General features: G+C 50.1%; 11 protein-coding genes. 9 read left to right on the forward strand and 2 right to left on the reverse strand.

Translation table 11 applies throughout. The annotated features are described in order from the left end of the window. Window positions 1–335 precede the first annotated feature (335 nt). Complete coding sequence (locus Q0620_RS08680) at window positions 336–1,226, reverse strand: peptidylprolyl isomerase (protein WP_298784526.1); 891 nt, start codon at window positions 1,224–1,226, stop codon at window positions 336–338. Window positions 1,227–1,310: 84 nt separating this feature from the next. Between Q0620_RS08680 and gltX the strand changes: the two genes are divergently transcribed. The 7 genes from gltX (at window position 1,311) to Q0620_RS08715 (ending at window position 9,126) form a co-directional block, all read left to right on the forward strand. Continuing rightward, entirely contained in the window at window positions 1,311–2,690 is a 1,380-nt protein-coding gene (gltX, locus tag Q0620_RS08685; RefSeq protein ID WP_298784528.1) for a glutamate--tRNA ligase, read from the forward strand. Window position 2,691: 1 nt separating this feature from the next. Next, a complete protein-coding gene (locus Q0620_RS08690; protein ID WP_298784531.1) occupies window positions 2,692–3,948 on the forward strand; it encodes a malic enzyme-like NAD(P)-binding protein in 1,257 nt (418 codons plus the stop codon). A gap of 44 nt (window positions 3,949–3,992) precedes the next feature. After that, window positions 3,993–5,441, forward strand: coding sequence for a nicotinate phosphoribosyltransferase (locus Q0620_RS08695; RefSeq protein ID WP_298784535.1), 1,449 nt, complete (start codon window positions 3,993–3,995; stop codon window positions 5,439–5,441). Continuing rightward, window positions 5,434–5,805 (forward strand): hypothetical protein, encoded by a 372-nt coding sequence (locus Q0620_RS08700; RefSeq protein WP_298784537.1) that lies wholly within the window; start codon window positions 5,434–5,436, stop codon window positions 5,803–5,805. The genes Q0620_RS08695 and Q0620_RS08700 overlap by 8 nt, the downstream gene beginning before the upstream one ends. A 78-nt stretch (window positions 5,806–5,883) precedes the next feature. Next, complete coding sequence (locus Q0620_RS08705; RefSeq protein WP_298784539.1) at window positions 5,884–6,576, forward strand: MqnA/MqnD/SBP family protein; 693 nt, start codon at window positions 5,884–5,886, stop codon at window positions 6,574–6,576. Then, window positions 6,573–7,931, forward strand: coding sequence for an NADP-specific glutamate dehydrogenase (gdhA, locus tag Q0620_RS08710; RefSeq protein ID WP_298784541.1), 1,359 nt, complete (start codon window positions 6,573–6,575; stop codon window positions 7,929–7,931). Before Q0620_RS08705 ends, gdhA begins: the two co-directional genes overlap by 4 nt. Window positions 7,932–8,394: 463 nt before the next feature. Continuing rightward, on the forward strand, window positions 8,395–9,126 hold the full coding sequence (locus Q0620_RS08715) for a DUF4197 domain-containing protein (protein ID WP_298784543.1): 732 nt from the start codon (window positions 8,395–8,397) through the stop codon (window positions 9,124–9,126). Here the strand turns inward: Q0620_RS08715 and Q0620_RS08720 are convergent. Continuing rightward, window positions 9,014–10,414, reverse strand: coding sequence for an NCS2 family permease (locus Q0620_RS08720; protein ID WP_298784545.1), 1,401 nt, complete (start codon window positions 10,412–10,414; stop codon window positions 9,014–9,016). The genes Q0620_RS08715 and Q0620_RS08720 overlap by 113 nt on opposite strands. Before the next feature lie 124 nt (window positions 10,415–10,538). Here Q0620_RS08720 and Q0620_RS08725 point away from each other — a divergent pair, with 124 nt between their 5' ends. After that, window positions 10,539–11,189, forward strand: coding sequence for a Crp/Fnr family transcriptional regulator (locus tag Q0620_RS08725; RefSeq protein WP_298784548.1), 651 nt, complete (start codon window positions 10,539–10,541; stop codon window positions 11,187–11,189). A gap of 204 nt (window positions 11,190–11,393) precedes the next feature. Beyond that, window positions 11,394–11,594, forward strand: a 201-nt coding sequence (locus Q0620_RS08730) for a class I tRNA ligase family protein (protein WP_298784550.1), incomplete at its 3' end; no start/stop codon positions are given.

Here is an 11,594-nt window from a genome sequence, read left to right on the forward strand (position 1 = left end):
ATGCCCGTCGTTTGGCCGTGCATCCAAGAAAATCATCTTTCCGAAGAAAACGCCGGTATTGAAGTAGATATCGGATATAGAAATTTATATAAATCTTGGTAATTAAAGATTTTTCTAAAAGTTTTAAAATCTCAACAAATTATACCGTCATTTACTTACAAACTCGGTAAAATCACTGATTATTATCGCTAGGCACCTTTAAAATTTGAACTAAATTTCACGTTTTTAGAATTCTTATTAAAACTGAATGCCATTAAGGCTGCTAATTTATATTTTCTCGCGATAGCATATCTTAAAATTCCGATTAAATTTAACACGGCATCGGATTTTAAAATTTACTGCCTTTTTTGCACTTTAACTTTTGGAGCGGTTTTTGCGCCTTGCGATTTTGCCTGCGGGCGCTCGATAATGCGGATATTGGCATTTGAGCGGAGCCTGTCGTTGAACTCAGTGACCGCCTTTTTGCGCTCGGAGGTCACGTAGCCTTCGATCGCCTTGTCTTGCACGCTATCAAAATCAAGCGTACGAAGTCCTTTTTTGTCGTTTACGTAAAACATCTCATATCCGTTGCGCGTAGGAATGATCGGCGAAAATTTGCCCTGCTCGACGTTCGTGACGATATATTTGAGCCCCTCGTCCATTTGATTGGCCTTGAGGGTTCCTTTCATCACATACACGTCGCTTGGGCGGAGCTTCGGATTTGCGCGGATCTTATCGAGCGGAGCTTGTGATTTTGCGATATAGCGGGTGAGCGTGATGCTATCGAAAGTCGTGAATAATGAACTATTTTGGCTGTAAAATTTTTTGACATTTTCAGGGGTCGTGCGGTGCTGTACGTCTGCGAATATCGAGCCGTAGAGCTTTTCTTCAAGCAGTGTGCGGCGGACATTTGCTTTAAAGTCATCGTAGTTCATGCCTTGCTTTTGCACAGCGGTTTTGAGTTGGTCTAAGCTAAGCTTATTTTGATCGGCGATCGCTTTGAGCCTCACGTCGATCTCCGCGTCATTTACCGCGATGCCGCGGCGTTTAATCTCGGATTGTTGCAGCTTTTGCCCGATTAAAATTTCCATCGCAGCTTGCGGCGAAGCGCCCGTTAGCTTCTGAACTTTGGCTAGTTCGTAGCCGGTGATGGGCTCATTATCTACCACGGCGATGACGCCGTTTACTACTTCGGCATTTGCACAAACAGCACAGATCATTGCGGAAAAAAGCAGTTTCTTTATCATTTTTAACCTTTATTTAGTCTTTTTGCTTTATAATTACAAGATCGCGATTATAACATTAAATGGTAATTTTTGCAAAGGAATTTTATGATAGTAACTCGTTTTGCGCCGAGTCCTACGGGATATTTACATATCGGCGGACTTAGAACGGCGCTTTTTAGTTATCTTTACGCTAGGGCAAACGGCGGCAAATTCCTGCTGCGTATTGAGGACACTGATCTGAAGCGCAATTCGCAGGAGGCCGCGCAGGCGATCGAGGAAGCCTTTAAGTGGTGTGATTTGGACTATGATGGGCAGATCGTGTATCAAAGCTCGCGCTTTGATCTTTACAAACAATACGTCCAAAAGCTGCTAGATGAGGGCAAGGCATACAGATGCTATATGAGCAAGGATGAGCTGGATGAGCTGCGCGCGCAGCAGGAAGCTCGCAAAGAGCGTCCGCGCTACGATAACCGCTATCGCGACTTTACCGGCACGCCGCCTGCTGGGATCGAGCCCGTAATCCGCATCAAATCCCCGCTTAGCGGCACGATAGAATTTAACGACGGCATCAAGGGCGAGATAAAATTTAATGCCGCCGATATTTTGGACGATTTCATCATCGCTAGAAGCGACGGCACGCCTACGTATAACTTTACGGTCGTGATCGACGACGCGCTGATGGGCGTCACGGACGTGATCCGCGGCGACGATCATCTAAGCAACACCCCGAAGCAGATCGTGCTGTATAACGCGCTAGGCTTTAAAATCCCAAAATTTTACCACGTCGCGATGATTAACGGCACCGACGGCAGCAAGCTAAGTAAGCGTCACGGCGCTACCGACGTGATGGAGTACAAGCGCATGGGCTATCTGCCCCAAGCTCTGCTAAATTTCTTAGTGCGCCTGGGCTGGAGTCACGGGGATGATGAAATTTTTAGCATGGAGGAGATGAAGCGATACTTTGATCCTAACCATATCAGCAAGAGCTGTAGCACCTTCAACCAAACCAAGCTCGAGTGGTTAAACGCGCATTATATTAAAAACTCTGACGACGATGAGCTTGTCTTGCAGCTTGTGGAATTCGGCGTCGATATCCGTTCGCATGCGAAAAAACATCTCATCGCGCAGCAGTACAAACAGCGCGCAAAGACGCTAGTGGAGATGGCCGAGGGCATTAAGGTTCTTCTAAATCGCCCGAGCTGCTACGACGAGAAGGCGTATAAGAAATTTGTAACCGAAAGTTCGCTAAGCTTACTCGCAAAATTTTCGGATACTCTAAGCGCAAATTTAAATGCAAAGGAGTGCGAGGAAAGGACGATGGAGTTTTTGGACGTAAACGGCGCCAAGCTAAAGGATCTTGCCCAGCCGCTGCGCGTCGCGATCACGGGAGGCAGCGTAAGTCCGTCGATTTTTGAAATTTGTGAAATTTTAGGGAGAGACGAAGTTAAAACGAGAATTTCAAATTTAATCAAAAAAGGATTATAAAATGGCTAAAGTAAACGTTGAAGCGGCTTTGAAGTACCACATAGGTGGTAAAATCGGAACGAATGTAAAAACCCCGTGCGCTACGGCGGAGGATTTGGCGCTTGCATATACGCCGGGCGTCGCGGAGCCTTGCAAGGTGATCGAAGGTGATCACGAGGCTGCGTTTAAATACACGAATAAGGCTAATCTCGTAGCCGTTATCACTAACGGCACAGCGGTTTTGGGGCTTGGTGATATCGGCGCAATCGCCGGAAAGCCCGTAATGGAGGGCAAGGCGGTTTTGTTTAAAAAATTCGGCGGTGTCGATGCTTTCGATATCGAGATCGACGAAAAAGATCCTAAAAAGATAATTGAAATTTGCAAAGCGCTTGCGCCTACGTTCGGCGGTATAAATTTAGAGGATATCAAAGCTCCCGAGTGCTTCGAGATAGAGCGCGAGCTGCAAAAAGCCGTCGATATCCCCGTCATGCACGACGATCAACATGGCACCGCTATGATTACGGGCGCAGGGCTAATCAATGCAGCCCTTATCAGCGGCAAAAAAATCGAGGATATGAAGATCGTCGTAAGCGGCTCGGGCGCTGCTGGCATAGCGTGTGCAAAGATGTATCGTAATTTAGGCGCCAAACACATCATAATGCTCGATTCCAAAGGGGTGATCCACAAGGGTCGCACCGATCTTACCGAGCAAAAGAAAGAATTTGCCCTAGATACCGCAGATCGCACGCTAGAAGATGCGATTAACGGAGCCGATATGTTTTTGGGTCTTAGCAAGCCGGGCGTTTTAACCAAAGAGATGGTAAAGACTATGGCGCCGCATCCAATCATTTTTGCGCTTGCAAATCCGGTACCGGAAATTTATCCGAGCGAGGTCGAGGAAGTAAGAAGCGACGCGATCGTAGGCACAGGCAGAAGCGACTTTGCAAATCAGATCAATAACGTTTTGGGCTTTCCGTATATCTTCCGCGGCGCGCTTGACGTAAGAGCCAAAAAGATTACCGAAAATATGAAAATTGCGGCCGCTCGCGCGATGGCGGATCTTGCTCGCGAAGAAGTTCCTGCAGAAATCCGCAAGATGCTGGGCAAGGATAATTTAAAATTCGGCAAAGACTACGTGATCCCAAATCCTTTCGATCCACGCGTATTTGCCGTGATCTCGACGGCGGTCGCAAAAGCTGCGGTGGACGACGGCGTTGCTCGCATCAAAGAGTTTGACATTGCGGCTTATAAAAAGAGCCTAGAAGCTAAAAAGCTATGATTCCTTGCTCCTGCGCGAGGCGAGATTAAATTTAAGAGGCGTAAATGAAAGATTTGGCTTTACTTACCGATTTTTATCAGCTTAGCATGATGCAGGGCTATTTTTTTACAAAGCCCGATCAGACGGCGGTTTTTGACGTTTTTTATCGCAAAAACCCAAGCGGCGGCGGTTATGCGATATTTTGCGGCCTAAGCGAGGTCGTGGATTATATCGAAAATCTTAAATTTAGCGATGACGATATCGCGTATCTAAAAAGTCTAAATTTCTTTAAGCCGGAATTTTTGGAATTTTTAAGAGGCTTTAAATTTAGCGGCGAAATTTACGCAATGGATGAGGGGCAGATCGTATTTCCGCACGAGCCGCTGATCCGCGTCAAGGCAAACATTATGGAGGCGCAGCTCATCGAGACAGCGATCCTAAATACGATAAATTTCCAAACCCTCATCGCCACGAAGAGCTCGCGTATAAACTTTAGCGCCAAAGGTGATTCGGTGATGGAGTTTGGCTTGCGTCGCGCTCAGGGGCAAAGTGCTGGTATCTACGGCGCAAAGGCTGCGATTATAGGCGGTTGCAGTGCCACGTCAAATGTGCTTGCCGCAAAGAAATTCGACGTCCCTGCGATCGGCACCCACTCGCACTCGTGGATTCAGAGCTTTGATAGTGAGCTGGAGGCGTTTCGCGCTTACGCTAAAATTTATCCAAACAGCGCGCTTCTGCTCGTCGATACCTACGATACTCTCGCAAGCGGCGTGCCGAATGCGATCAAGGTTTTTGAGGAGCTGCGCGCAAGCGGTCATAAGCCGCTTGGAATCCGCATCGATTCGGGCGATCTGGAGTATCTAACCAAACAGGCGCGCAAGATGCTCGATGCGGCGGGCTTTAATGACGCAAAGATCACCGCATCCAACGACCTGGACGAATACGCGATCGATCAACTCAAACTTTTCGATGCTAAAATCGATAGCTGGGGGATCGGTACGAGGCTTATTACCGGCGGAGACAGTTCGAGCCTAGGCGGCGTGTATAAGCTAAGCGGTATCGAAAAAGATGGCGAGATCGTGGCTAAGATCAAAATTTCAAACGATCCGCGCAAGATCAATAATCCAGGCTACAAACAGGTCTTTAGGCTCTACGATAAAGACAACGGCATGGCGCTTGCCGATCTGATCGCGCTTGAGGGAGAGAGTATAGACGAGAGTGCGCCACTTGAAATTTTTCACCCTCTTTACACCTACAAGCGTAAAATTTTAACGAATTTCAGCGCGCATAAGCTCTTGCGTCCCGTTTTTAAGGAGGGCAAATTCGTAGGCGTGCGCCGCACGGTAAGCGAGATCGCGCGTTTTAGCAAGGAGCAGAAGAGTAAATTTTGGCTCGAGCACCTTCGCAATGTCCATCCGCAAAGCTACAAAGTGGATCTCTCTCAAAAGCTTTGGGATATCCGAAAATCACTCATCAACGAGTGTAACCTAAATTTAAAGGAGAAATATGTTTAAAGTTCTATCGTGTGCCGCTTTGGCGTTAGTTTTGCTAGGATGCGGCTCAAACCAGCTCCGCCAATCCCCGGATAGCGCTATGAATAAGCAAGCACAGAGCGAAAAAACCATAACTCAAGAGAACGCAAAGACCTTCTATTTCGTCGATGAGCAGGGCAAAAAACTTTCGCTTAGTTCAAACGACGATTTCAATACCGCCGTATTAAAGGACGATAGCGGCAAAAGCTACGATCTTAAGCGCGACCGCGCCGCCGACGGCATCTATATGGATAACAAAGACGGAGTGAGCATCCACTTCAAAAAAGGTGAGGGCATAGTGGAGTTTAGCAAATACAAATCCATCCCGATCACCGAGGTCAAATAAACTTTAAAATTTTTTGGTTAAATTCCGATTTAGCGCCGGAATTTAGCCCTTTTTTCTGCGCTAAATTCGGAGAAAGTTATGTTATTAGGCAAAATCGATTATCTAAATTTGCTCCCTTTTCACGTATTTTTAAAATCCCTTCCGCTGCCGTCTTATGTTAAAAAATCGATAGAATTTAAAAAAGGGGTGCCGAGCAAACTCTGCGCCGATCTTTATTATAGGCGCATAGATGCCGCGGTAATCTCCAGCATCGAAAGCCGCCGCGCAAAATACCGCAGACTGCCTCTTGGAATCGTCGCAAAGCGCGAGGTTTTAAGCGTACTCGTGCGCAAAAACTCGGCGCCCAGACTCGATCCTGCGTCGATGAGCTCAAATATGCTAGCTCGCGTGCTGGATCTTAGCGGCGAGGTGCTAATCGGCGATAATGCTCTAAAGGCGCTGCTTTTGCAGGGCAAGGATAAATTCTACGATTTGGGCGAAATTTGGCAGCAGCGCACGGGCTTGCCCTTTGTTTTTGGGCGGCTGTGCTGCGTGAAAAACGATAAGGCTTACTCGCGCCTGGCGACGAAATTTTTACGATCGCGCATTAAAATTCCAAGATATATCCTGCAAAGCTACGCCTTTTCGCGTGACATAAAAGAGCGTGAAATTTTAAATTATCTGAAATTTATAGGCTATGAGATCGGCGTTCGCGAGGAGCTGGCGCTGAAAAAATTTATCGCTAAAGCCAAAAAATTAAAATTTAATCCGGTTCAAAAGGAGGAACTATGAAATCTTACATCGACGGCTTGCTGCTAAATTTAAAGCGCGCCAATCCCGGCCAGGAGGTCTTTATCCAAGCATCGACCGAGATTTTATACTCGCTCATACCGCTTCTAAAGCGCGACGAGCGATATGTGAAAAACAAAATTTTAGAGCGCATTTTAGCGCCCGAGCGCACGATGATGTTTCGCGTCGTCTATATGAGCGACGGCGGCGAGCCCTGCGTGCATACAGGATACCGCATAGAGTTCAACTCCGCTTTAGGGCCTTACAAAGGCGGACTGCGCTTTCATCCGAGCGTAAATTTAGGCGTTTTGAAATTCTTAGGGTTTGAGCAAATTTTTAAAAATTCCCTCACGGGTCTTAATATCGGCGGCGCAAAAGGGGGCGCAAATTTCGATCCCAAGGGCAAGAGCGACGGCGAGATTATGAGATTTTGTCAAGCTTTTATGTTAGAACTTCACCGCCTAATCAGCTCCAATACCGACGTGCCCGCGGGCGACATCGGCGTGGGCGGCCGCGAGATCGGCTATATGTACGGCGCGTATAAAAAACTCACCCGCAGATTCGACGGCGCGCTTACGGGCAAGGGGTTAAGCTGGGGCGGTAGTCTTGCGCGCACCGAGGCTACGGGCTACGGCTCGGTGTATTTCGCAAACGAGATGCTCTCTACCAGGGGCGATTCGCTGCACGGCAAAATTTGCACGATCTCGGGCGCCGGCAACGTCGCGATCTACACCGCCGAAAAGCTCTATCAAATGCAGGCTAAGCCCGTTACGGTAAGCGATTCCACGGGCTTTATCTATGATGCCGAGGGAATTGACGTAATGCTTCTTAAAAAGCTAAAAGAGCAGCTGCGCGTAGGGCTTTGCGAATATGCCAAAGAGCGTCCCGGCGCAAAATTTACCCCCGCAAGCGCCTATCCCGTAGGCCGCAACGGCGTGTGGAGCGTGCCGTGCGACGCGGCATTTCCGAGCGCTACGCAAAACGAGCTTAATCTGGACGATGCGCGAACCCTTTACGCCAACGGATGCCGCATGGTTTGCGAGGGCGCGAATATGCCCAGCACGCTTGAGGCGATCGATTTTATGCTCTCACAAAAAGACTTTCTTTTCGGTCCTGCGAAAGCGGCGAATGCGGGCGGCGTGGCTACGAGCGGGCTTGAGATGGCGCAAAACGCGCAGATGGCGTCGTGGAGCTTCGAGCAGGTCGACGGCAAGCTGCGCGAGATCATGCGTCACATATTTCGCACCAGCTACGAGACCTCGAAGGAATTCGGCGCGGAGGGCAATCTCGTGCTGGGCTCGAATATCGCGGGCTTTCGCCGCGTAGCCGACGCGATGCTGGATCAAGGGCTGGTTTAGGCCTGCTTATCGTGCCGAAAGCCGCAGCTCGCTTTTAAATTTAAACTCTTTAAATTTACGAAGAGCTTTTTGGCTGCTTTGATAAAATTTCAATCGTTTGCGCTGAGGGTATGTGCGCTTCTCGACATAATTCGCTCTGTGCGGCTTGCGTTGATATCATGCGCGCTGTAAATTTTAAATGGCACTCAGGCGCAATGCAGTTTTTAAAATTTTAAGTCGTCATAGCGCCGATTTTAAATTTAAACGTAAGCGCGCAAAGTCCGCTGCCAAATTTTATCTTTAAATTTTGCCCGTTAAATTTAGCTTTGAAATTTGACGTTTAAAATTTAACTCGAAGGCGCTTTAAATTTAGCCTAAATTTTATCTTAGCTCGCCCGCGCAGCGCGTAAATTTAGACCGAACACGGGCTGAGCGTTTACCGCAGTTTGGCATAATGGCGCAAATTTTATCCAAAGGTTGCAATATGAAAAAATTTATGGTTTTACTCGCCGCTGCGGCGCTGTCGTTCGCGCATGCGGACGTTACGGATATCCTGAAGCAGGGCGCAGACGTGCTCGGTGCGACTCAGAGCGGAAACTACAAAGACCTGCTTGCCTCGGCTACGAACCGCGCCGTAGCCGAGCTCGCCAAGGGCTATATCCACAGCAAGACCGCTAAAATCGAGCTTCCTCCTTCGCTGAAGGCCGCTGCAAAGCTTGCGAGAAAGGTGGGCGGCGATAAATGGGAACGCGAGCTCGTCGTGAGTATGAACGATGCCGCTACCAAGGCGGTGAGCGGCGCATCAAAGATATTTTTGCAAGATCTGAAATCTATGAGCGATGCCGACGTTAAAAAGCTCATCGGCGGCGGCGACACGGCGCTTAGCGAGTATTTACAGAGCAAATCGGGCGCGAAGCTACGGGCGGTTTTCAGACCGATCGTAAGCGATATGATGAGCAAAAACAGCTTCGCGACGGCGTATAACGGGCTAAATTCCTTCGCGCAAAACAAGATCGCGGGTAATGAAGCGGTGCAAAGCATCGCGCGCGGGCTGGGCGCGAGCGAGTATCTGCCTAAGCAGGGCGAGGATTTGAACGATTACATCACGCAAAAGACGCTGGACGGGCTATTTGCGGTGATGAGGGAAAAAGAAAGCGCGCTTCGCGGCAGCGCCGTCGGCAAAGGTGCTGGGATTTTAGGCAAGGTGCTGAAATAAAGCTCGCGGCGAGGCTTTGCGCAAATTCCGCTGTATAGCTGCTTATAATTGCTTTGCCGCCGCCTGCGTAGTCTAAATTGCGCGCAAAGTGCCCGCTTGCGCGAAGCGGCTGCTTGCGGCAAATCATCGGGTGCGCGGCGAAACCGAACGCCAAACCCGTCGAGATGCTGTTTGTCAGCGGGATGAGCACGATGATGAGGAATGCAGGGAACCACTCTGAGAAATCCTGAAAGTGGATGTTTTCGAGCTGCTGCATCATCAGAGCCCCTGTGATGATGATGACCGGCGCAACAGCCGCCTGCGGAACGTAGGCGAGCAGCGGGATGAATACGAGCGTGAGCAGGAACAGTGCGCCGCCGACGAGTGCCGTCAGCCCGCTCCGCCCTCCTTCGACAATGCCCGCCGCACTCTCTGCGGCAGCAACCGTCGGGCTCGTCCCGAGCACCGAGGACAGCACCGCTGTCAGAGACGAGGCGCGGAACGCGTTGCGGAACTTCTCCGTATCGGGCAGCAGCCCTTCGAGCAATCCGATGGACTCAAAGACGAGGATCATCGTCATCGAGAATACCGCAAGCCAGAACGAAATCGTCAGCACGGAGGAGAAATCCTCTACAAAGAGCAGTGCACCGTACTCGCCGAGCCGCGTCATATCAATCTCAATCGTATTCGCGTGGACGAGGTCGAACACATTGGCGATGACCGTCACAATGAGGATGGCGATGAAAAAACCGCCCTTCACCCGCTGCTGGTAGAACAGCAGGCTCAACACGAGACCGAGGAGTGCGAGCTGCGCAGACGGATTTTGCAGATCGCCGAGCGCGAGGATCGAGTTCTCGCCGGCACGAATCAGCTCTGCCTTCTCCAGTCCGATCTCCACGAGGAACAACCCGATGCCCGCCGTCACTGCGTATTTCAGCGATTTCGGCACAGCGTCCGCCAGAACCCTGCCCGCGCGCGTCACCGCCAACGCGAAGAAGATGAGCGCCGAGACGAGCGAGATGGCAAGCGCCTCCTGCCAACGGAACCCCATGTTCGTCACGACGGTATATGTGAAGAACGCATTGATCCCCATGCCGGGGGTCAAGATGATCGGCGCATCCGCCCAGAGTGCCATCAGCAGACATCCGACCGCCGAGGCGAATATCGTTGCGAACACGCTCAGCTCCGCCGGGATTCCGCCGTCTGCAAGAATCAACGGGTTGACGATGATGATGTACGAGATGGCAAAGAACGATGTCAGCCCAGCCATCACCTCCACGCGCTTGCTCTGCACGTTGTCCGAACGCATACCGCACTCCCCTTTCTTTTTTGATTATACTAAATATGCCAAACGAAAAAAAAGGACATGTGACTTTTCAGCGCGCTTTTTTTTCGCTAAAATAGAAAGAGACTGCACTGAGAGGAGAGTCACCATGCTGTTACCGTCGTTCCCCGAGATACCGCCACACCTGCTGCGCGTTGCGCGGCCGCTCACATTCCAGCCCGACGAGATCATCCGCTGCAAGGGGACGCATGCCGACACGGTCTACATCCTCCTCGCAGGACGCGTGCGCATCATCAACGAGTTCTCAAGCGGCGATCGGTATGTGTTTGCCATCGCCGACCCGCCCACATTCCTCGGCGAGTACGAGGCACTTGCAGGTACGCCGTACTATGCCGCAACGTGTGAGGCAGAGACGGTATGCGATCTGCTCGCCATCAGTATCGACGCGTTTGGCTCATGGCTCCAGCACGACGCGGCAGCAGCGTTTTCCGTTGCCTGCATGATCGCACGAAAATCCTGGCCCATCTCGGACGAATACGGTCAGATCAAATACATGACGGTTCAATCGCGCCTCCTCGCCTACCTGGAAAAGAACCTGCCCGAATGCGATGTCGCCGTGCGGTTCCCCATGCGCCGACAGGACATTGCCGATGCCATTGGCACGAGCCTAAAGACGGTCAACCGCAGCGTTGACCGCCTCCGTGCAGAGGGACTCCTCTCCCTCGATCGCGGCAAGCTCGCCCTTACCCCTGAGCAATGCGCCAAGGTGCGGGCAATCAATGCGTGTCAAAAGACATAAAGAAACCGTTGATGTGCTGAATTCATCGACATTCCCTTAGATGTATTGGGGGAAATATAAAATCGGGATAAAGGTCCTAAAAGTATGTATGTAAATCGGAATAATGATTGACGTATTCCGCATATTTCATGTATAATATATCAAAACTATTGATAGTATAGCCGTATGATTTGTCAGTCGAATACTGGGAGGAGCAGGAGTATAGTGGAGAGATATTGCCCGCAGGAGATTGAGGCGAAATGGCAGAACATCTGGGAGACAGAGCGCAGCTGCCACACGGAGATGGATGACACGAAGCCAAAGTATTATGTGCTTGAGATGTTCCCCTATCCGTCGGGAAAACTCCACATGGGGCATGTCCGCAACTACTCGATTGGCGATGTGGTAGCACGTTTTCGGACGATG

Source organism: uncultured Campylobacter sp., assembly GCF_938017615.1.
In the GTDB taxonomy this organism is placed as follows: domain Bacteria; phylum Campylobacterota; class Campylobacteria; order Campylobacterales; family Campylobacteraceae; genus Campylobacter_B.